The sequence below is a fragment of the Pseudomonas sp. S3_G06 genome, assembly GCF_054667565.1.
The window spans coordinates 4356276-4379129 of record NZ_CP162738.1 but is presented as its reverse complement, the minus strand read 5'-3'; the positions used below and the strand labels follow the sequence as shown (position 1 = coordinate 4379129).

The window sequence follows — 22854 nt, the reverse complement described above, 5'->3', positions numbered from 1 at the left end:
CTTCTCTGCAAAAACCTGTCCACTTGCTCAGGTTATTCCTCGATTCTGTCGATGAGGCCCAGCCGGGCTGGGCTCTGCGCGCTTATCTATCGCGTCGCGGCCAGACTCTCGAGGAAACTTTCCAGCACCAAATGAGGGCGCCGCCCCTTGCGCGTGACCGATGCCAGACTCAAATCGTAAAAACGCGTGCCGGCCTTGAGCGCACGCAAGCGCCCCTGCTGCACCCAAAGATTGGCGTAGTGATCCGGCAGGTAACCGATGTAGCGCCCGGTCAGAATCAGAAACGCCATGCCTTCACGGTCAGAGGCACTGGCGGTGCAGTTGAGCGCCTGATAATGCGCCTGAATCTCCGCCGGCAAACGAAAGGTCGGCGCAATCGCGTCCTGACTGTCGAGGCGTTGATCATCGAGTTGCTTGTCGTCGACATAAAACAGCGGATGACCCACCGCGCAATACAGCAGCGAACGCTCGCTGTACAACGGCTGATATTCCAGTCCCGACAAAGCGCTGGCCTGCGGCACCACGCCAACGTGCAGGCGCCCGTCGAGCACACCTTGTTCAACTTCGTTTGGTGCAATCATGCGAATCTGGATCTGCACATCCGGCCCGCGTTCTTTTAACTGCGCGAGGGCGTGGGTGATGCGCATGTGCGGCAGGGTGACGAGGTTGTCGGTGAGGCCGATGATCAGCTCGCCGCGCAGGTGTTGGTGCAGGCCGTTAACCTCAGTGCGGAAACTCTCCAGCGCACTCAACAATTGCAGCGCTGATTGATACACCTCACGACCTTCCTCGGTCAGCGAAAATCCGGCCCGCCCACGCTGACACAAGCGCAAGCCGAGGCGCTGTTCCAGATCGCTCATCTGCTGGCTAATCGCCGAGCGACCGATGCCGAGCACGGTTTCCGCTGCGGAGAAGCCGCCACACTCCACGACACTGCGAAAAATCCGCAGCAGGCGAATATCAAAATCACTGACCTGGGCCAATGGATCGGCGCGGCGGCTGCTCATTTTTTGTTCTCTTTGTTTAGCAATGATCTAACTGAAGGTTAGAAGAGTTGGATTTCACCGACTTTATCGCCGTGGCAATTTAGCTGCAACAACGCTTTCCATCTCCCTGACGCTTATGCCCTGCGAGGTTTTGCCCGATGAACATGCCTGAAAACGCGCCGTCGCCACTGGCCAGTCAACTGAAGCTGGACGCGCACTGGATGCCGTACACCGCCAACCGCAACTTTCAGCGCGACCCGCGTCTGATCGTCGGCGCTGAAGGCAGCTGGCTGTTCGACGACAAGGGCCGCAAGATCTACGACTCGCTGTCCGGTCTGTGGACCTGCGGCGCCGGGCACACCCGCAAGGAAATTCAGGAAGCCGTTTCGAAACAACTGGGCACCCTCGATTACTCGCCGGGCTTCCAGTACGGCCATCCGTTGTCGTTCCAGCTGGCAGAGAAAATCACCGAACTGACCCCGGGCAACCTGAACCACGTGTTCTTCACCGACTCCGGTTCCGAATGCGCCGATACCGCGGTGAAAATGGTCCGTGCCTACTGGCGCCTGAAAGGCCAGGCGACCAAGACCAAGATGATCGGCCGCGCCCGTGGTTACCACGGTGTGAACATCGCCGGCACCAGCCTCGGTGGCGTCAACGGCAACCGCAAGCTGTTCGGCCAGGCGATGATGGACGTCGATCACCTGCCGCACACACTGCTGGCGAGCAATGCCTTTTCCCGTGGCATGCCGGAGCAGGGCGGTACTGCTTTGGCCGATGAATTGCTCAAGTTGATCGAACTGCACGACGCTTCCAACATCGCTGCGGTGTTCGTTGAGCCGATGGCCGGCTCTGCAGGGGTGCTGGTTCCGCCGCAGGGTTACCTCAAGCGTCTGCGCGAGATCTGCGATCAGCACAATATCCTGCTGGTGTTCGACGAAGTGATCACCGGTTTCGGCCGCACCGGTTCGATGTTCGGCGCCGACAGCTTCGGCGTGACTCCGGACCTGATGTGCATCGCCAAGCAAGTCACCAACGGCGCGATTCCGATGGGCGCGGTGATTGCCAGCTCCGAGATCTACCAGACCTTCATGAACCAGCCGACGCCGGAATATGCCGTGGAATTCCCCCATGGCTACACCTATTCGGCGCACCCGGTGGCCTGTGCCGCCGGTCTTGCGGCACTCGATCTGCTGCAAAAGGAAAACCTGGTGCAGAGCGTCGCCGAAGTCGCGCCGCATTTCGAGAACGCGTTGCACGGCCTGAAAGCCTCGAAGAACGTGATCGACATCCGTAACTACGGCTTGGCCGGCGCGATCCAGATTGCCGGGCGTGACGGCGACGCCATCGTGCGTCCGTTCGAAGCGGGCATGGCCCTGTGGAAAGCCGGGTTCTACGTGCGCTTCGGCGGCGACACTCTGCAATTTGGCCCAACCTTCAACAGCAAGCCGCAAGACCTCGATCGTTTGTTCGACGCGGTCGGCGAAGTGCTGAACAAGCTCGACTGATTTTTCCCTCTATATATGTACAAAAGTGCGGGCGCCTCTCACGGCGCCTGCGGACCAGAATTCAGGAGTGTTCGATGAGCGTTATCCCGCATTTGATCAATGGCGAACTGGTGACCGAAACCGGTCGCGCGGTAGATGTGTTCAACCCGTCTACCGGTCAGGCAATTCACAAACTGCCACTGGCCAGCCAGGCCACCATTCAGAAAGCCATTGATGCCGCCAAGGCTGCGTTTCCGGCTTGGCGCAACACGCCCCCGGCCAAACGCGCCCAAGTGATGTTCCGCTTCAAGCAACTGCTGGAGCAGAACGAGGCGCGCATCTCGCAACTGATCAGCGAAGAGCACGGCAAGACTCTTGAAGACGCCGCCGGTGAATTGAAGCGCGGTATCGAGAACGTCGAGTTCGCCTGCGCCGCCCCGGAAATCCTCAAGGGCGAGTACAGCCGCAACGTCGGCCCGAACATCGACGCCTGGTCGGACTTCCAGCCGTTGGGGATTGTGGCTGGTATCACCCCGTTCAACTTCCCGGCCATGGTGCCGCTGTGGATGTACCCGCTGGCGATCGTCTGCGGCAACTGCTTCATCCTCAAACCATCCGAGCGCGATCCAAGCTCGACGCTGCTGATCGCTCAGTTGCTGCTGGAAGCCGGGTTGCCGAAAGGCGTGATGAGTGTGGTTCATGGTGACAAGACGGCGGTGGACGCGTTGATCGAAGCGCCGGAAGTCAAAGCGCTGAGCTTCGTCGGTTCGACGCCGATTGCCGAATACATCTACGCCGAAGGCACCAAGCGCGGCAAACGCGTTCAGGCGCTGGGCGGCGCTAAGAACCACGCGGTGCTGATGCCGGATGCCGATCTGGACAATGCGGTCAGCGCACTGATGGGCGCGGCTTATGGTTCCTGCGGCGAACGCTGCATGGCCATCTCGGTGGCCGTGTGTGTTGGCGATCAGGTTGCGGATGCGCTGGTGGCGAAACTGGTTCCACAGATCAAAGCGCTGAAAATCGGCGCGGGTACCTCGTGCGGTCTGGACATGGGGCCGTTGGTTACCGGTCAGGCGCGTGACAAGGTCAGCGGTTATGTGGACGACGGTGTGGCGGCGGGCGCGACCCTGGTGGTCGATGGTCGTGGTTTGAGCGTTGCCGGGCATGAAGAAGGCTTCTTCCTCGGTGGCTGCCTGTTCGACAACGTCACTCCAGAGATGCGCATCTATAAAGAAGAGATCTTCGGGCCGGTGCTGTGCGTGGTGCGGGTGAACAGCCTGGAAGAGGCGATGCAACTGATCAATGATCACGAATACGGCAACGGCACCTGCATCTTCACCCGTGACGGCGAAGCGGCGCGGCTGTTCTGCGACGAGATCGAAGTCGGCATGGTCGGCGTCAACGTACCGCTGCCGGTGCCGGTGGCTTATCACAGCTTCGGCGGCTGGAAGCGTTCGCTGTTTGGCGACCTGCATGCGTATGGTCCGGACGGCGTGCGCTTCTATACTCGTCGCAAGGCAATCACCCAGCGCTGGCCGCAACGTGCGAGCCATGAAGCTTCGCAGTTCGCATTCCCTAGCTTATAAGTAGCTGGATGTGCAGGAGGCCGACCTTTCAGGTCGGCCTTCGCGTTTTCGGGGCTTTTTGACCGATATGACAGAAATATGAAAATAGGTGTTGACGGCAGATTCCAGAGGTCTATAATTCGCCCCACTTCCGGCGCAGTCGAAACGGAAAACTCCTTGAGATTCAAAGAGTTACGCAGTTTTCGACAGCGGCTTGCTTCAGATCATCGAAGCCTGGAAGGAGTTGAAAGAGCGGTGATGTTTGGCTCTTTTAACGGTTCGATCTTCTCGGTCGAAAGCGGAGAAAAAGAGGTGTTGACAGCAGCGATTAACGCTGTAGAATTCGCCTCCCGCTAACGAGAGGTCGGAAGCGCAAGTGGTTGAAGTTGTTGAAGAATTCTTCGAAAACTTCTGAAAATAATCACTTGACAGCAAATGAGGCTGCTGTAGAATGCGCGCCTCGGTTGAGACGAAAGATCTTAACCAACCGCTCTTTAACAACTGAATCAAGCAATTCGTGTGGGTGCTTGTGCAGTCAGACTGATAGTCAACAAGATTATCAGCATCACAAGTTACTCCGCGAGAAATCAAAGATGTAACCAACGATTGCTGAGCCAAGTTTAGGGTTTCTTAAAAACCCAAAGATGTTTGAACTGAAGAGTTTGATCATGGCTCAGATTGAACGCTGGCGGCAGGCCTAACACATGCAAGTCGAGCGGATGAAAGGAGCTTGCTCCTGGATTCAGCGGCGGACGGGTGAGTAATGCCTAGGAATCTGCCTGGTAGTGGGGGACAACGTTTCGAAAGGAACGCTAATACCGCATACGTCCTACGGGAGAAAGCAGGGGACCTTCGGGCCTTGCGCTATCAGATGAGCCTAGGTCGGATTAGCTAGTTGGTGAGGTAATGGCTCACCAAGGCGACGATCCGTAACTGGTCTGAGAGGATGATCAGTCACACTGGAACTGAGACACGGTCCAGACTCCTACGGGAGGCAGCAGTGGGGAATATTGGACAATGGGCGAAAGCCTGATCCAGCCATGCCGCGTGTGTGAAGAAGGTCTTCGGATTGTAAAGCACTTTAAGTTGGGAGGAAGGGTTGTAGATTAATACTCTGCAATTTTGACGTTACCGACAGAATAAGCACCGGCTAACTCTGTGCCAGCAGCCGCGGTAATACAGAGGGTGCAAGCGTTAATCGGAATTACTGGGCGTAAAGCGCGCGTAGGTGGTTTGTTAAGTTGGATGTGAAATCCCCGGGCTCAACCTGGGAACTGCATCCAAAACTGGCAAGCTAGAGTATGGTAGAGGGTGGTGGAATTTCCTGTGTAGCGGTGAAATGCGTAGATATAGGAAGGAACACCAGTGGCGAAGGCGACCACCTGGACTGATACTGACACTGAGGTGCGAAAGCGTGGGGAGCAAACAGGATTAGATACCCTGGTAGTCCACGCCGTAAACGATGTCAACTAGCCGTTGGGAGCCTTGAGCTCTTAGTGGCGCAGCTAACGCATTAAGTTGACCGCCTGGGGAGTACGGCCGCAAGGTTAAAACTCAAATGAATTGACGGGGGCCCGCACAAGCGGTGGAGCATGTGGTTTAATTCGAAGCAACGCGAAGAACCTTACCAGGCCTTGACATCCAATGAACTTTCCAGAGATGGATTGGTGCCTTCGGGAACATTGAGACAGGTGCTGCATGGCTGTCGTCAGCTCGTGTCGTGAGATGTTGGGTTAAGTCCCGTAACGAGCGCAACCCTTGTCCTTAGTTACCAGCACGTAATGGTGGGCACTCTAAGGAGACTGCCGGTGACAAACCGGAGGAAGGTGGGGATGACGTCAAGTCATCATGGCCCTTACGGCCTGGGCTACACACGTGCTACAATGGTCGGTACAAAGGGTTGCCAAGCCGCGAGGTGGAGCTAATCCCATAAAACCGATCGTAGTCCGGATCGCAGTCTGCAACTCGACTGCGTGAAGTCGGAATCGCTAGTAATCGCGAATCAGAATGTCGCGGTGAATACGTTCCCGGGCCTTGTACACACCGCCCGTCACACCATGGGAGTGGGTTGCACCAGAAGTAGCTAGTCTAACCTTCGGGAGGACGGTTACCACGGTGTGATTCATGACTGGGGTGAAGTCGTAACAAGGTAGCCGTAGGGGAACCTGCGGCTGGATCACCTCCTTAATCGACGACATCAGCTGCTGCATGAGCTCCCACACGAATTGCTTGATTCATTGAAGAAGACGATAGAAGCAGCCTAAAGGGTTGTAGCTTAGTTGGTTAGAGCGCACCCCATGCTGTGTGGTAAAGAGCAGGGTGAGGTCGGCCTTAGCAGCTCGAAATTGGGTCTGTAGCTCAGTTGGTTAGAGCGCACCCCTGATAAGGGTGAGGTCGGCAGTTCGAATCTGCCCAGACCCACCAATTTTGTGTGGGAAACGCCTGTAGAAATACGGGGCCATAGCTCAGCTGGGAGAGCGCCTGCCTTGCACGCAGGAGGTCAGCGGTTCGATCCCGCTTGGCTCCACCACTACTGCTTCTGAAGTTTGAAAGCTTAGAAATGAGCATTCCACCGGTTCGGTGATGAATGTTGATTTCTAGTCTTTGACTAGATCGTTCTTTAAAAATTTGGGTATGTGATAGAAAGATAGACTGAACGTTACTTTCACTGGTAACGGATCAGGCTAAGGTAAAATTTGTGAGTTCTCTTAGTTGAGAAATTCGAATTTTCGGCGAATGTCGTCTTCACAGTATAACCAGATTGCTTGGGGTTATATGGTCAAGTGAAGAAGCGCATACGGTGGATGCCTTGGCAGTCAGAGGCGATGAAAGACGTGGTAGCCTGCGAAAAGCTTCGGGGAGTCGGCAAACAGACTTTGATCCGGAGATGTCTGAATGGGGGAACCCAGCCATCATAAGATGGTTATCTTGTACTGAATACATAGGTGCAAGAGGCGAACCAGGGGAACTGAAACATCTAAGTACCCTGAGGAAAAGAAATCAACCGAGATTCCCTTAGTAGTGGCGAGCGAACGGGGACTAGCCCTTAAGTGGCTTTGAGATTAGCGGAACGCTCTGGAAAGTGCGGCCATAGTGGGTGATAGCCCTGTACGCGAAAATCTCTTAGTCATGAAATCGAGTAGGACGGAGCACGAGAAACTTTGTCTGAATATGGGGGGACCATCCTCCAAGGCTAAATACTACTGACTGACCGATAGTGAACTAGTACCGTGAGGGAAAGGCGAAAAGAACCCCGGAGAGGGGAGTGAAATAGATCCTGAAACCGTATGCGTACAAGCAGTGGGAGCAGACTTTGTTCTGTGACTGCGTACCTTTTGTATAATGGGTCAGCGACTTATTTTCAGTGGCGAGCTTAACCGAATAGGGGAGGCGTAGCGAAAGCGAGTCTTAATAGGGCGTCTAGTCGCTGGGAATAGACCCGAAACCGGGCGATCTATCCATGGGCAGGTTGAAGGTTAGGTAACACTGACTGGAGGACCGAACCGACTACCGTTGAAAAGTTAGCGGATGACCTGTGGATCGGAGTGAAAGGCTAATCAAGCTCGGAGATAGCTGGTTCTCCTCGAAAGCTATTTAGGTAGCGCCTCATGTATCACTGTAGGGGGTAGAGCACTGTTTCGGCTAGGGGGTCATCCCGACTTACCAAACCGATGCAAACTCCGAATACCTACAAGTGCCGAGCATGGGAGACACACGGCGGGTGCTAACGTCCGTCGTGAAAAGGGAAACAACCCAGACCGTCAGCTAAGGTCCCAAAGTTATGGTTAAGTGGGAAACGATGTGGGAAGGCTTAGACAGCTAGGAGGTTGGCTTAGAAGCAGCCACCCTTTAAAGAAAGCGTAATAGCTCACTAGTCGAGTCGGCCTGCGCGGAAGATGTAACGGGGCTCAAACCATACACCGAAGCTACGGGTATCACCTTCGGGTGATGCGGTAGAGGAGCGTTCTGTAAGCCTGTGAAGGTGAGTTGAGAAGCTTGCTGGAGGTATCAGAAGTGCGAATGCTGACATGAGTAACGACAATGGGTGTGAAAAACACCCACGCCGAAAGACCAAGGTTTCCTGCGCAACGTTAATCGACGCAGGGTTAGTCGGTCCCTAAGGCGAGGCTGAAAAGCGTAGTCGATGGAAAACAGGTTAATATTCCTGTACTTCTGGTTATTGCGATGGAGGGACGGAGAAGGCTAGGCCAGCTTGGCGTTGGTTGTCCAAGTTTAAGGTGGTAGGCTGAGATCTTAGGTAAATCCGGGATCTTAAGGCCGAGAGCTGATGACGAGTTACCCTTTGGGTGACGAAGTGGTTGATGCCATGCTTCCAAGAAAAGCTTCTAAGCTTCAGGTAACCAGGAACCGTACCCCAAACCGACACAGGTGGTTGGGTAGAGAATACCAAGGCGCTTGAGAGAACTCGGGTGAAGGAACTAGGCAAAATGGCACCGTAACTTCGGGAGAAGGTGCGCCGGTGAGGGTGAAGGACTTGCTCCGTAAGCTCATGCCGGTCGAAGATACCAGGCCGCTGCGACTGTTTATTAAAAACACAGCACTCTGCAAACACGAAAGTGGACGTATAGGGTGTGACGCCTGCCCGGTGCCGGAAGGTTAATTGATGGGGTTAGCTAACGCGAAGCTCTTGATCGAAGCCCCGGTAAACGGCGGCCGTAACTATAACGGTCCTAAGGTAGCGAAATTCCTTGTCGGGTAAGTTCCGACCTGCACGAATGGCGTAACGATGGCGGCGCTGTCTCCACCCGAGACTCAGTGAAATTGAAATCGCTGTGAAGATGCAGTGTATCCGCGGCTAGACGGAAAGACCCCGTGAACCTTTACTATAGCTTTGCACTGGACTTTGAATTTGCTTGTGTAGGATAGGTGGGAGGCTTTGAAGCGTGGACGCCAGTTCGCGTGGAGCCATCCTTGAAATACCACCCTGGCAACTTTGAGGTTCTAACTCAGGTCCGTTATCCGGATCGAGGACAGTGTATGGTGGGTAGTTTGACTGGGGCGGTCTCCTCCTAAAGAGTAACGGAGGAGTACGAAGGTGCGCTCAGACCGGTCGGAAATCGGTCGTAGAGTATAAAGGCAAAAGCGCGCTTGACTGCGAGACAGACACGTCGAGCAGGTACGAAAGTAGGTCTTAGTGATCCGGTGGTTCTGTATGGAAGGGCCATCGCTCAACGGATAAAAGGTACTCCGGGGATAACAGGCTGATACCGCCCAAGAGTTCATATCGACGGCGGTGTTTGGCACCTCGATGTCGGCTCATCACATCCTGGGGCTGAAGCCGGTCCCAAGGGTATGGCTGTTCGCCATTTAAAGTGGTACGCGAGCTGGGTTTAGAACGTCGTGAGACAGTTCGGTCCCTATCTGCCGTGGACGTTTGAGATTTGAGAGGGGCTGCTCCTAGTACGAGAGGACCGGAGTGGACGAACCTCTGGTGTTCCGGTTGTCACGCCAGTGGCATTGCCGGGTAGCTATGTTCGGGAAAGATAACCGCTGAAAGCATCTAAGCGGGAAACTTGCCTCAAGATGAGATCTCACTGGAACCTTGAGTTCCCTGAAGGGCCGTCGAAGACTACGACGTTGATAGGTTGGGTGTGTAAGCGCTGTGAGGCGTTGAGCTAACCAATACTAATTGCCCGTGAGGCTTGACCATATAACACCCAAGCAATTTGCTGACCTGAGAAGGCACCAGATTGCGGTGTGTGAAGACGAAACGAACCGAAAGTTCGAAGCGCACAAACACCGAAAGCTGTCACATACCCAATTTGCTGAAGCGAGGCCATCTGGTCACGAGTCAGTACCCGAATTTCTTGACGACCATAGAGCGTTGGAACCACCTGATCCCATCCCGAACTCAGCAGTGAAACGATGCATCGCCGATGGTAGTGTGGGGTTTCCCCATGTGAGAGTAGGTCATCGTCAAGATTAAATTCCGAAACCCCAATTGCGAAAGCAGTTGGGGTTTTGTTTTGCCTGCGAGAAAGTTCTTACAGCCTTTGCAGACCACGTCCCGCTGTCACAGCCGGCCGACAATGCTAAGGTTCTGCCTCGGCTTCAGCGATCTTTCAAGGAATCCATATGTCGGACGCCCAGTCCCTCAACGCTGCATTTATGGTGGTTCAGAGCAACAGTCTCGATGAGCTGCGCAGCCTTGTGGTCAGCATCATGCGGCGCTACCCTCTGGCCCCCTTGGAAAATGAAATCGCTTTGGTGCAAAGCAACGGCATCGCCCAATGGCTCAAACTGGCATTGGCCGAGGATCCCGAAGACGACGACCTTGGCGGTTGCGGAATCGCTGCGGCGATTGACGTTCAACTACCCGGCAGTTTCATGTGGCAGCTCTATCGCATGGTATTGGGACGAGAAGAAATTCCGGCTAAATCCCTGCTCGACAAAGCCCCGCTGACCTGGCGCCTGATGCGCCTCTTGCCACAGGTAATCGACCGCGCCCATTTCGAGCCGCTGCAACGCTTCCTCACCCACGACAGCGATCTGCGCAAGCGCTATCAGTTGTCAGAGCGTCTAGCTGATCTGTTCGACCAATATCAGGTCTACCGGGCCGACTGGCTGGAAGATTGGGCTGAGGGGCGTCATCAACTGCGCAATGTCAGAGGTGAAATAAAGCCGCTGCCACCGACCAGTTGCTGGCAGGCCGAGTTGTGGCGAGCGCTGCTGGATGACGTCGGCGAACAAGGCATGGCGCAGAGTCGTGCCGGCGTCCATCAACGTTTCATGGAGCGCATCAACACTCTTGATGAGGCACCGGCTTCACTGCCACCGCGTGTGATCGTTTTTGGTATTTCTTCGCTACCCGCGCAGGTACTTGAAGCGCTCGCCGGTCTGGCACGTTTTAGCCAGGTATTGCTTTGCGTACACAACCCCTGTCGCCATCACTGGGCCGATATCGTCGCCGACAAGGATCTGCTGCGGCATCAATACAAGCGGCAACAACGCAAAAGCGGGATGCCGGTGGTCCTTGATGCCGAGACCCTGCATCAGCACGCACATCCATTGCTGGCCGCTTGGGGCAAGCAAGGTCGAGACTATATCAACCTGCTCGACAGCTACGACGACCCCAACAGCTATCGCGCAGCCTTTCGTGACGGACGCATCGACCTGTTCAGCGAAGCCCAGCCCCACAACATGCTCAACCAGCTGCAGGACGACATTCTTGAGTTACGTCCACTTAACGAGACACGCGAACTCTGGCCAGCGGTCGATTCAACCCAAGACCATTCAATACGTTTTCACATCGCCCACAGCGCCCAGCGTGAAGTCGAGATCCTGCACGATCAACTGCTGGCGCGTTTCAGCGCCGACCCGGACTTGCGCCCCCGCGACGTAATCGTCATGGTCCCGGACATCGACAGCTATGCGCCGCATATCCGCGCGGTTTTCGGTCAGCTCGATCGATTTGACCCGCGCTTCATTCCGTTCACTTTGGCGGACCAGGGCCAGCGAGGACGTGACCCATTACTAATCGCCGTCGAGCACCTGCTCAAGTTGCCAGATAGCCGTTTCCCGGTCAGCGAGATTCTCGACCTGCTCGATGTTCCAGCTTTACGTGCTCGCTTTGGCGTAGAAGAACGCGACCTGCCAACTTTGCATCGCTGGATCGAAGGCGCCGGCGTGCGTTGGGGCATGAGCGCAGAGCAACGGGCCGGTCTCGGTTTGCCGGAGGAACTGGAGCAGAACAGCTGGCATTTCGGCCTGCGCCGAATGCTGCTGGGGTACGCCGTCGGCAGTGCCGACGCATGTGCAGGTATCGAGCCTTACGACGAAATCGGTGGGCTTGATGCTGCTCTGATCGGACCACTGGTGGCGCTGCTGGATGCCTTGGAGATCGCTCACCAGCAACTCACGCAACCGGCTCAACCGAAAGAGTGGGGGCTGCGTTTGCAAGCGCTGATGCAGGTGTTCTTCCAGGCGAGCAACGAGCACGACGACTACCTGCTGACCCAACTGGAAGAGCTTCGCGAAACCTGGCTGGAGACCTGCGAGGCGGTCGGGCTGACTGACGAACTGCCGCTGACTGTCGTGCGCGAAGCCTGGCTCGCCGGGCTGGATCAGGGCCGTTTGTCGCAACGATTCCTCGCCGGTGCGGTGAATTTCTGCACCTTGATGCCGATGCGTGCCATTCCTTTCAAACTGGTATGTCTGCTGGGCATGAACGACGGCGATTATCCGCGCGCGCAGCCACCGCTGGACTTCGATCTGATGGGCAGCGATTACCGACCTGGGGATCGCTCACGACGTGAAGACGACCGCTACCTGTTACTTGAAGCGCTGTTGTCCGCACGCTCTCAGCTCTATATCAGTTGGGTCGGTCGCAGCATCCGTGACAACAGCGAACGACCTGCCTCGGTGCTCATCGGCCAGTTGCGCGATCACCTCGCCAGCGGCTGGCGTTCAATCGACCCAAGCCAGGATCTATTGGAAACGCTGACCGAAGAACATCCCCTGCAACCTTTCAGCGCCCGCTATTTCCACGAAGGCGAGCAACTGTTCAGCTACGCCAGCGAGTGGCAAGTGTTGCATCAAGAGCAAACGCATCAAAGCGAGACGCCGTTACTCGCGCCGTATGTTCAGGAAGAACCGCTGACACTGGCTTTACTGCAGGACTTTCTGCGTAACCCGGTTCGGCATTTTTTCACTCAGCGTCTCAAAGTGTATTTCGAGGCTGCGCAAGCGCCGTTGGCCGATGAAGAACCTTTCGTGCTCGACGCGCTGCAGCGCTACACGCTCAGCGACAGCTTGCTGGAAGCCGCGCTCAGCCAGCCGGACAATATCGATCAGGCGCTGCAAGCCCGTGCGCTACGCCTGCAAAACAGTGGTCTGCTGCCTATGGCCGGTTTTGGCGAATGCCTGCAGCGTGAACTGATCGAACCGCTGCCGGATCTTCTGCAGCGTTATGAACAGTTGCTGACGTTATGGCCGACGCCGTTGACCAGTGCGATCCCGGTCAGTCTCGACTTGCAAGGTATGCGGCTGGAGGGCTGGCTTGCAAGCCTGCATCAACGCGCCGATGGCGGACTACTGTCAGTCACCACCATTCCCAACAGCATCGGCTCGATCAAAACGCGCAAGTGGCACCGGCTGACCAAACCGTGGGTCACCCATCTGGTCGCCTGCGCCAGCGAGCATGTGTTGACGACGGCATTGGTCGCCAGTGACGACACACTGTTGCTTGAGCCAATGGAGCGGGACCGAGCGCTGCGATTGCTCGGTGACTTGCTGCTCGCCTGGCAAACCGGCATGCGCCAACCTTTGCCGATTGCGATAAAAACCGCGTTCGCCTGGCTGTCGCAATCCGACCCAATGAAAGCCGAAGCCGCTGCGCGAAAAGCCTATGAAGGTGAAGGCCAGACCAGCGAGGGCGAGCGGCGTGAAAGCCCTGCACTGCTCCGGCAATATCCCGATTTCGATGCATTGCTGGCAGACGAAACCTTCACCGGCTGGTGCGATGCCTTGTACCGCCCGTTATTCGAAGCGCCTTGGCGTTCCTTGTCCAGTGAAGGTGCGCGCGCATGAGTACCAAAACACCGTTGGCTCTGGCCTTCCCGCTGCGCGGCAGTCAATTGATCGAAGCAAGCGCCGGCACCGGTAAAACCTTTACGATCTCGGCACTTTATCTGCGGCTGATTCTCGGTCATGGCGGCGAGACAAGCGGTTTTGCACGCGAACTGCTGCCGCCGCAGATCCTCGTAGTGACGTTTACCGACGCTGCCACCAAAGAGCTTCGTGAACGCATTCGGACACGCTTGGCAGAGGCCGCGCGGTTCTTCCGCGACGAAATTACTGCTCCGGACGGATTGATTGCCGAGCTGCGCGAACAGTTCGATGCGCAGCAATGGCCGGGCTGTGCCAACCGCCTCGATATCGCCGCGCAGTGGATGGACGAAGCCGCCGTCTCGACCATTCACAGTTGGTGTCAGCGCATGCTGCGCGAGCATGCGTTCGACAGCGGCAGCCTCTTCACGCAATCCCTGGAAACCGATCACAGCGATTTGCTTGGCGAAGTGTTGCGCGATTACTGGCGACTGTTCTGCTACCCGATGCAGGGCGATGCGCTGAACTGGGTGCGCAGCAATTGGGCTGGCCCCGCAGCATTGTTGCCTCGGGTACGAGGCTTGTTCGCCAGCGAGCGTGACACCGATGAAGGCAAGGTGCCTGCGGAGCTGATCGCCGAGTGTTTACTGGAGCGGCGAGCAGCATTGGTCGAACTGAAAGCGCCTTGGCGTGACTGGGCAGACGAGCTGCTTGCGCTCTGCCATGAAGGCGTGGCCAGCAAAACCGTCGATGGCCGCAAGATGCAGGCGCGTTATTTCGAGCCTTGGTTCGACAAGCTCAAGACCTGGGCCGCAGACGAATCGCTTGAGCAACTGGACATTGGTACCGGCTTCACCCGACTCACACCCGATGGCATGGCCGAAGCCTGGAAAGGCCAGGCCCCGAGTCATCCGGGGCTGGACGCCATGTCCGCACTGAAGTCGAGCCTCGACGCATTGCCGACCCCCGATGCCGCTGTTCTGCAACACGCTGCCAAGTGGGTCGGCACGCGTTTTGAGGAAGAGAAGCGCCGTCGTGCAGAAATGGGGTTCGACGACATGTTGCTGCGTCTGGACGCCGCGCTGCAATCGGAGGGCGGCGAGCGTCTGGCAACGCTGATTCGCGAGCAGTTTCCGGTCGCGCTGATCGACGAATTCCAGGACACCGATCCGGTGCAATACCGCATCTTCGAAAGCATCTACCGCATCGAAGACAATCACCCTGACACCGGCCTGTTCCTGATCGGCGATCCCAAACAGGCGATCTACGCTTTCCGTGGTGCCGACATCTACACCTATCTGCGCGCACGTCAGGCCACCACCGGCCGCTTGCATACGCTCGGCACCAACTTCCGCTCCAGCCACGGCATGGTCACAGCGGTTAATCACGTATTCGAACGCGCCGAGTCCCGAGAGCAAGGACGCGGCGCGTTTTTGTTTCGCGAGAAAACCGGCGAAAACCCGGTGCCGTTCCTCCCGGTCGAGTCTCAGGGGCGCAAGGAAACGCTGCGGATTGCCGGGCAAGACGTCGCGGCACTGAATGTCTGGCTGTTGTCTGGCGATCAGCCGCTGTCCGGCGCGGTCTATCGCCAGCAAATGGCCGCCGCCTGCGCCAGTGAAATCACCGCACTGCTCAATGGCGGGCAAAACGGTAGCGCTGGTTTTGTTCAGGCAGCTGACTTCAGAGGTCTGCGTCCTTCTGACATCGCGATCCTCGTCCGCGACGGTAAAGAGGCACAGGCCGTACGCGCCGAACTCGCCGCCAGAGGGGTGCGCAGTGTTTATCTGTCAGACAAGGATTCCGTGTTCGCCGCGCAAGAGGCGCACGACCTCCTGGCGTGGCTGAAGGCTTGCGCCGAACCCGATGTCGAACGCTCGCTCAAGGCTGCGCTGGCCTGCACCACCCTGAACCTGCCGCTGATCGAGCTGGAGCGCCTGAACCAGGATGAAATGGTCTGGGAAGCCCGGGTCATGCAGTTCCGCGGCTATCGAGAGCTCTGGCGCAAACAGGGCGTGTTGCCGATGTTGCGACGCCTTCTTCACGACTTCCACCTGCCGCAAACCCTGATGCAGCGCAGTGACGGCGAGCGCGTACTGACCAACCTTTTGCACCTGTCGGAGCTGATGCAGCAAGCCGCTGCTGAACTGGACGGCGAGCAAGCATTGATCCGCCATCTGGCCGAGCTGCTGGCACTGTCCGGTCAGGCCGGTGAAGAGCAGATTCTGCGTCTGGAAAGCGACGAGCAACTGGTCAAAGTGGTGACCATCCACAAATCCAAGGGTCTGGAATATCCGCTGGTGTTCCTGCCATTCATTTGCTCGGCGAAACCGGTGGATGGCAGCCACTTGCCGCTGCATTACCACGACGCTGCGGGCAAGGCGCAGATCAGCCTCAAGCCGACTCCCGAGTTGATCGCTCTGGCTGACGATGAGCGTCTGGCCGAAGATCTGCGGCTGCTGTATGTCGCATTAACGCGCGCGCAGCATGCCTGCTGGCTGGGCGTCACCGATCTCAAGCGCGGCAATAACAACAGCTCGGTGTTGCACCGGTCGGCGCTGGGTTATTTGCTCGGTGGCGGTGCCGCCTTGGGCGAGTCCAGCGAATTGAACCGCTGGCTGCGGGATCTGCAGCAAGACTGCGCGGCGATTGGCATCGGCGAAATGCCTCAGCCCACTGATGAGCATTACCAGCCGCCGCGCAATGAAGCAGTGCTACGAGCGACGCTACGGCCCAAGCGCAAAGCCAGTGAAAACTGGTGGATCGCGTCGTACAGCGCCCTGCGCATCAGCGACATAATGAGCATCGGCAGCGATGAAGCACCGGACAGCCCGCAGGCGCAAAAGCTCTTTGACGATGAGCGCCTCGACCCCGACGCGCCACGAGAAATCATCAGCGGTGGCGCCGATATCCACCGTTTTCCTCGCGGACCGAATCCCGGCACGTTTTTGCATGGCTTGCTCGAATGGGCGGGTGCTGAAGGTTTTTCGGTTACCCGCGAAGCGCTGGAAGATGCGATTGCCCGGCGTTGCAACCTGCGCGGCTGGCAAGGCTGGATCACCACGCTGACGGACTGGCTGCAGCATTTGCTCAAGTCGCCGTTGCCGATCGCGGGCGGGCAACCGCCGGTGGTTCTTGAGCAACTGAAGCAATATCGCGTCGAGATGGAGTTCTGGTTCGCCAGTCACAAAGTCGACGTGCTCAAGCTCGACGAGCAGGTGCGCCAGCACACCCACAATGGCGTGGCTCGTGTTGCGGCAGAACCGGTACAACTCAACGGCATGTTCAAGGGCTTTATCGACCTGACCTTCGAGCACGCTGGCCGCTATTACGTCGCCGATTACAAATCCAATTGGCTCGGCGTGGATGATCAGGCCTACACCGTGCAGGCGATGGAGCAGTCGATCCTCGACAACCGTTATGACCTGCAATACGTGCTGTATCTGCTGGCACTGCATCGCCAGTTGAAGGCGCGGCTGGCGGATTACGATTACGACCGTCACATCGGCGGGGCGCTTTATCTGTTTCTGCGCGGCACGCGTGCGGAAAGTCGCGGCGTGTACTTCGTGCGTCCACCACGGGAATTGATAGAACGCCTCGACCGGATGTTCCAGGGCAAACCCGAACCCAAGTCCGAACCCGCCTGGGAACAGGGAGTCCTGCTATGAGCCGCACATTCGCCGATCTGCTGCCGACGCCGCTTGAAGCGGACAGCCTGTCGAAACTCTCGCCGCTGACCCGCGCCGATGATTTGCTGTTGTTGCTGAGCCGTTGGGTCGAGCGCGGTTGGCTGCGCGCGCTGGACCGCGCCTTTGTCGCTTTCCTGCATGAACTCGAGCCCGAGACCGATCCGCTGGTGCTGCTGGCGGCGGCGTTGACCAGTCACCAGCTCGGCCATGGTCATGTGTGTCTGGATTTGTTCGAAACCCTCAAGGCGCCGGATTTTGCCCTGTCATTGCCGCCCGAAGGCGATGTGCAGGGCGGTGTGTTGTTGCTGCCCTCGCAATTGCTCGAAACGCTCGATGGAGCCCATTGGTGCAAAGTGCTGGCAAGCAGCTCGCTGGTCGCGCTGGCCGCCGATGCCAGTGAACCAGCGCAGACACGTCCGTTGGTGCTGTCCTCGAAACGCCTGTACTTGCGCCGCTACTGGACCTACGAACGCCGCATCGATGCAGCGTTGCGCCAACGCTTGATGCAACAGGAGCCGACGCCGGATGATCTGCCGCCGCGTCTGAACGAATTGTTCGGCGGCGCGGAATCCGCAGATGTCATCGATTGGCAAAAACTCGCCTGCGCCATCGCTACGCGCAGCGCCTTCAGCATCATCACTGGCGGCCCGGGCACGGGGAAAACCACTACCGTGGTGCGCTTGCTCGCGTTGCTGCAGGCACCGGCCGTCAAGGCTGGCCATCCGCTGCGCATTCGTCTGGCCGCCCCGACCGGCAAGGCCGCTGCACGTTTGACCGAGTCGATCAGTCAGCAAGTGCAATCACTGCAAGTCGCCGAAGCGGTGCGCGCGGCGATCCCCAGCGATGTGACCACCGTGCACCGTCTGCTCGGCAGTCGACCGGGCACCCGGCATTTCCGTCACCATGCCGGCAACCGCCTGCCGCTGGATGTGCTGGTGGTCGACGAAGCTTCGATGATCGACCTGGAAATGATGGCCAACTTGCTCGACGCCATGCCGGCCCATGCGCGGTTGGTATTGCTGGGCGACAAGGATCAACTGGCCTCGGTCGAGGCCGGTGCGGTGCTGGGCGATCTGTGCCGTGACGCCGAGGGCGGTTGGTACAGCCCGCAGACGCGGCAATGGCTGGAGTCAGTCAGTGGCGAGTCGTTGCAGGGCAGCGGTTTGCATGAGGACCGCGACGGCACCCACCCGCTGGCGCAGCAAGTGGTGATGCTGCGTCACTCGCGCCGTTTCGGCGAGGGCAGCGGCATCGGTCAGCTTGCGCGCCGGGTCAATCAGCAATTGGCCGATGAAGCGCGACAGTTGCTCGCGGCCGGCAGCTACGACGACGTGTATTCGCTGCCGCTCAAAGGCGAGCACGATTACAAGCTCGAACGCCTGTTGCTCGAAGGTCACGGCAATGGCCCGCAAGGTTATCGCCATTACTTGAGCGTACTGCGCGATCAGCGTCCACCGTCGACGCGGCCTCTTGAGCATGCGGACTGGACCGATTGGGCGCGGGAAGTCTTGCAGGCGTTCGATACGTTCCAGTTGCTGTGCGCGGTGCGCAAAGGGCCGTGGGGCGTTGAAGGTCTGAACCAGCGCATCACCGCTGCGTTGCTCAAGGCGCGTCTGATCGAGAGCGACCAGCAATGGTATGAAGGTCGGCCCGTGCTGATGACTCGTAACGACTATGGTCTGGGCCTGATGAACGGCGACATCGGCATCGCCCTGAAACTGCCCGAGCGTGAAGGCGCAGAGATCGGCAAAACGGTTCTGCGCGTGGCCTTCCCGCGTAACGATGGAGAGGGCGGCGTGCGCTTCGTGTTGCCGAGTCGGCTCAATGATGTCGAAACCGTGTACGCCATGACGGTGCACAAGTCCCAGGGTTCGGAGTTTGCCCACACGGCGCTGATCCTGCCGGATGCGTTGAACCCCGTGCTGACCAAAGAACTCATCTACACCGGAATCACTCGCGCCCGACACTGGTTCACCTTGATCGAGCCACGTGCCGGCGTGTTTGAGGAAGCGGTGCAGCGCAAGGTCAAGCGTCTGAGCGGGCTGATGCTGGAACTGGAGGAGGGCGCCGAGTCTCAGGGATGAAGTGCTGAATGACCGACAACGATTACTGACCAACCGGTCAGAGGCAGGCGCCTCGCTGGTGTTCTGGCGCTGTGCTATCGTTGCGGCATCATTTCGTTACGCTCCAAGAGAATCCCTCCATGAAGGTGGCCGTCTGGGCGACACAGCGTGTGGTGGCCTGCCAGCACGCATTGCTGATCGTTTTGCTCTGGTTGTTCACGGGCAGCGCCATCGCCCAAGCGCAAACCGGGCCGGCCGAACAGCGGGCCAAAGCAGTCACGCAAGTGGTTCTTGGCATCCTCAGTTACGCACGCTGGCCAGTGGAACCGGCGCAGTTGCGCCTGTGCATCGTCGGCCCCACCGAATACACCGATGACCTGGTCAAAGGCACCACCCAAGCCACGGGCCGGCCGGTGGCTGTGCGGCGTCTGCTGGCGGACAACCCGGGCATCGTCAGCGAATGCGATGCGGTGTACATCGGCAAGCTCACCGCCGATGAACGCAGTCGTCTGTTTGCATCGTTGATCGGGCACCCGGTGCTGAGCATCAGCGAAGCAGACGATCAATGCACCGTCGGCAGTCTGTTCTGCCTGCGCGTTGGCGATGAGCAAGTGTCGTTCGAGGTCAATCTCGACTCCGTGGCTCGCAGTGGTGTGCGCATACACCCCAGCGTGTTGCAGTTGTCCCGTCGCAAAGCGGCAGCGCCATGAAGCTGTTCAGTTGGAAGGCTCGCCCGACACTGGGCTCGGTCATCGGCCGTGGGCATTTGATTGTCGCGCTGGTGGCGGTGGCAATGGCCAGTGTTTCGCTGACCTTGCTGGGCGTGCTGGCGCTGCGGGTCTATGCCGATCACAACCTGCATTTGATCGCCCGGTCGATCAGCTACACCGTCGAGGCGGCCGTCGTGTTCAATGACAAAGCGGCGGCAACTGAGGCGCTGGCGATCATTGCCGCTACCGAGGAAGTGGCAGATGCCCGAGTGCTGGACGCGCAGGGCCAATTGATCGCGCAATGGCAGCGCGCTGAGACCGGTTTGTTCTCCGAGCTGGAAATGCAGGTCACCCGCGCCATTCTGGAAAAACCGGTCAGCCTGCCGATCGAACATCAGGACCGCGAAATCGGTCGCGTCCTGCTCATCGGTCACGGCGGCAGCCTGATGCGCTTCCTGCTCAGCGGCCTGGCCGGGATTGTGCTGTGCACCGCGATCAGCGCCTGGGTCGCGCTCTATCTGGCGCGGCGGCAGCTGCGCGCGATCATCGGCCCGTTGCACAGCCTCGCCGCCGTTGCCCACGCCGCCCGTAGCGAACGAGCGCTGGATCGGCGCGTGCCGCCGGCGCAAATCGCTGAACTGGATAACCTGGGCAACGACTTCAATGCCTTGCTCGGCGAACTCGAGTCGTGGCAAACCCATCTGCAAAACGAAAACGAAACTCTCGCTCACCAAGCGACCCACGACAGCCTCACCGGTTTGCCCAACCGCGCGTTTTTCGAAGGCCGCTTGATGCGCGCCTTGCGCAACGGCAAAAAACACGATGAGCGGGTCGCCGTGCTGTTTCTCGACAGCGACCGCTTCAAAGGCATCAACGATAACTTCGGCCACGCCTCGGGCGACGCCGTGCTAGTGGCGATCGCCAATCGCGTGCGAGCGCAATTGCGCGAGGATGATCTGGTCGCGCGGCTGGGCGGCGACGAGTTCGCTGTGCTGCTCGCGCCGCTGCACACGGTCGAAGACGCTGAGCACATCGCAGACAAGATTCTCGCCAGCATGGACATGCCGATCACCCTGCCCGGCGACAGCAGTGTAGTGACCTCGCTCAGTATCGGTATTGCCGTCTATCCCGATCATGGCGCCACGCCGGGCGCCTTGCTCAACGCAGCCGACGCGGCGATGTATCAGGCCAAGCGCCTGTCGCGTGGCGCGCAATTCACCGCCGGGTCGGAGCGCCCGGTCGATTCCGTTCACACCAGGAGCTGATGCCCGTGTTCACACTTCCCTTTCGACTGTTTTCCGCATTGCTGCTGATCGCCGCGCTGACCCTGGGCGGTTGCCAGACCGCCCCGCAAAAAGGCCTGACACCGGCGCAGGTTGCCGTGCTCAAACAGCAGGGTTTCGAATTGACCGACGACGGTTGGGAATTCGGCCTGTCGGGCAAAGTGCTTTTTGGCAGTGACGTCGAAAGCCTGAACGCAGCCAGCACGGAAATCGTCGAACGCATCGGCAAGGCGCTGCTCGGCGTGGGGATCGAGCGGGTGCGCGTCGATGGCCACACCGATGCGTCCGGCAAGGAAACCTACAATCAGCAACTGTCGCTGCGCCGGGCCAAGAGCGTTGCCAACGTCCTCGGCACGGTCGGCATGAAGCAGGAAAACATCCAGCTGCAAGGCCTGGGCAGCAGCGAACCGGTGGCTTCCAACGACACCGCAGCGGGGCGTACGGAAAATCGTCGGGTGTCGATCGTGGTCAGCGCCGACTAATCGGCAAAGCGCATCTCCCGCGTTTCACCCATCAACAACGCCTGATTACGCTCAGTCACCTCACGAATGTAATCCCACAACAACGTGATCCGCTTCAACTTGCGCAAATCCTCCCGGCAGTACATCCAGAACTGCCGGGTGATGTCGATTTCCTCCGGCAACACCGGCAGCAATCGTGGATCCTGCGCGGCGAGAAAGCACGGCAGGATCGCCAGCGAGCGCCCCTGCTGTGCGGCGACGTATTGCGCGATCACGCTGGTGCTGCGCAAGTTTGCGCTGGCGCCGGGCAGCACATTGGCCAGGTAAAGCAGCTCTGAGCTGAACGCCAGATCATCCACATAACTGATGAATTGATGCTTGCTCAAGTCGGCCGGGCGGCGGATCGGTGGGTGTTTGTCCAGATAGTCCTGGGTTGCGTACAGCTGCAAACGGTAGTCGCAGAGTTTGCAGCAGACGTATGGCCCGTGCTCCGGCCGCTCGAGGGCGATGACGATGTCGGCCTCGCGCTTGGACAGGCTGATGAAGTGCGGCAGCGGCAGGATGTCCACCGAGATCGCCGGGTAGGCGTCGACGAAATGGCTCAGCTGCGGGGTGATGAAGAAACTGCCGAAGCCTTCGGTGCAGCCCATGCGCACGTGCCCGGACAGGGCAACGCCCGAGCCCGAGACTTGCTCGCAGGCCATGTGCAACGTGCTTTCGATCGACTCGGCATAACCGAGCAAGCGCTGGCCTTCAGTGGTCAGGACGAAACCGCTGGTGCGGGATTTTTCGAACAGCAATGTGCCGAGCGCCGCTTCCAGCGAGCTGATCCGTCGCGACACCGTGGTGTAGTCGACAGCCAGGCGTTTGGCGGCGGTGCTGGCCTTGCGGGTGCGGGCGACTTCGAGGAAAAACTTCAGGTCGTCCCAGTTCAGCGAGCCTAGCGAGGTGATGTTTTTTTGCATGATGGTCGGGCTTATATGTGCGTTCTTATTAGAAGTTTGCACATCTATACTCCAAAAACAGTCCGACAACCAATTCGT

Annotated in this window: 11 protein-coding genes, 2 tRNA genes and 3 rRNA genes; 14 read left to right on the top strand and 2 right to left on the bottom strand. The window is 58.4% G+C overall.

Annotated features, from left to right (window positions below; genetic code table 11):
• Nucleotides 1-86 precede the first annotated feature (86 nt).
• The gene (locus tag AB4N47_RS19660) at nt 87-1007 is read right to left on the bottom strand and encodes a LysR family transcriptional regulator (protein ID WP_016771807.1); all 921 of its coding nucleotides are present in this window, start codon (nt 1005-1007) and stop codon (nt 87-89) included.
• A gap of 137 nt (nt 1008-1144) precedes the next feature.
• Between AB4N47_RS19660 and aptA the strand changes: the two genes are divergently transcribed.
• From aptA to AB4N47_RS19590, 14 genes are all read left to right on the top strand, one after another.
• Nucleotides 1145-2494, top strand: a complete 1350-nt coding sequence (gene aptA / locus AB4N47_RS19655; protein ID WP_341638556.1) for an omega-aminotransferase AptA — start codon at nt 1145-1147, stop codon at nt 2492-2494.
• Between the two features lie 74 nt (nt 2495-2568).
• Nucleotides 2569-4062 carry a CoA-acylating methylmalonate-semialdehyde dehydrogenase gene (locus AB4N47_RS19650; protein WP_024011478.1) on the top strand — a complete coding sequence of 498 codons (1494 nt, stop codon included), beginning with the start codon at nt 2569-2571 and terminating at the stop codon, nt 4060-4062.
• Nucleotides 4063-4218: 156 nt separating this feature from the next.
• Nucleotides 4219-4398, top strand: coding sequence for a hypothetical protein (locus AB4N47_RS19645; RefSeq protein WP_217862915.1), 180 nt, complete (start codon nt 4219-4221; stop codon nt 4396-4398).
• A 293-nt stretch (nt 4399-4691) separates the two neighbouring features.
• Nucleotides 4692-6228: ribosomal RNA gene (locus AB4N47_RS19640) — 16S ribosomal RNA — on the top strand.
• A gap of 160 nt (nt 6229-6388) precedes the next feature.
• Nucleotides 6389-6465: transfer RNA gene (locus tag AB4N47_RS19635), tRNA-Ile, on the top strand.
• A gap of 30 nt (nt 6466-6495) precedes the next feature.
• A tRNA-Ala gene (locus AB4N47_RS19630) sits at nt 6496-6571 on the top strand.
• Nucleotides 6572-6818: 247 nt separating this feature from the next.
• Nucleotides 6819-9712: ribosomal RNA gene (locus AB4N47_RS19625) — 23S ribosomal RNA — on the top strand.
• A gap of 156 nt (nt 9713-9868) precedes the next feature.
• Nucleotides 9869-9984, top strand: a 5S ribosomal RNA gene (rrf, locus tag AB4N47_RS19620).
• The 16S, 23S and 5S rRNA genes sit together here with 2 tRNA genes alongside, the layout of an rRNA operon.
• 153 nt (nt 9985-10137) lie before the next feature.
• The gene (gene recC / locus AB4N47_RS19615; protein ID WP_341639018.1) at nt 10138-13590 is read left to right on the top strand and encodes an exodeoxyribonuclease V subunit gamma; all 3453 of its coding nucleotides are present in this window, start codon (nt 10138-10140) and stop codon (nt 13588-13590) included.
• Nucleotides 13587-17273, top strand: a complete 3687-nt coding sequence (gene recB, locus AB4N47_RS19610) for an exodeoxyribonuclease V subunit beta (RefSeq protein ID WP_341639019.1) — start codon at nt 13587-13589, stop codon at nt 17271-17273. The genes recC and recB overlap by 4 nt, the downstream gene beginning before the upstream one ends.
• On the top strand, nt 17270-19378 hold the full coding sequence (gene recD / locus AB4N47_RS19605) for an exodeoxyribonuclease V subunit alpha (RefSeq protein WP_341639020.1): 2109 nt from the start codon (nt 17270-17272) through the stop codon (nt 19376-19378). Before recB ends, recD begins: the two co-directional genes overlap by 4 nt.
• A 119-nt stretch (nt 19379-19497) precedes the next feature.
• Entirely contained in the window at nt 19498-20067 is a 570-nt protein-coding gene (locus AB4N47_RS19600; RefSeq protein WP_024011482.1) for a YfiR family protein, read from the top strand.
• Nucleotides 20064-21332 carry a diguanylate cyclase domain-containing protein gene (locus AB4N47_RS19595; protein WP_217864420.1) on the top strand — a complete coding sequence of 423 codons (1269 nt, stop codon included), beginning with the start codon at nt 20064-20066 and terminating at the stop codon, nt 21330-21332. Before AB4N47_RS19600 ends, AB4N47_RS19595 begins: the two co-directional genes overlap by 4 nt.
• Nucleotides 21332-21832, top strand: coding sequence for an OmpA family protein (locus tag AB4N47_RS19590; RefSeq protein ID WP_341639021.1), 501 nt, complete (start codon nt 21332-21334; stop codon nt 21830-21832). The genes AB4N47_RS19595 and AB4N47_RS19590 overlap by 1 nt, the downstream gene beginning before the upstream one ends.
• Here AB4N47_RS19590 and AB4N47_RS19585 read toward each other — a convergent pair.
• Nucleotides 21829-22776: a LysR family transcriptional regulator gene (locus AB4N47_RS19585; protein ID WP_016771799.1), complete on the bottom strand. Its 948-nt coding sequence runs from the start codon at nt 22774-22776 to the stop codon at nt 21829-21831. The two genes, AB4N47_RS19590 and AB4N47_RS19585, sit on opposite strands and share 4 nt — an antisense overlap.
• Nucleotides 22777-22854: the final 78 nt, after the last annotated feature.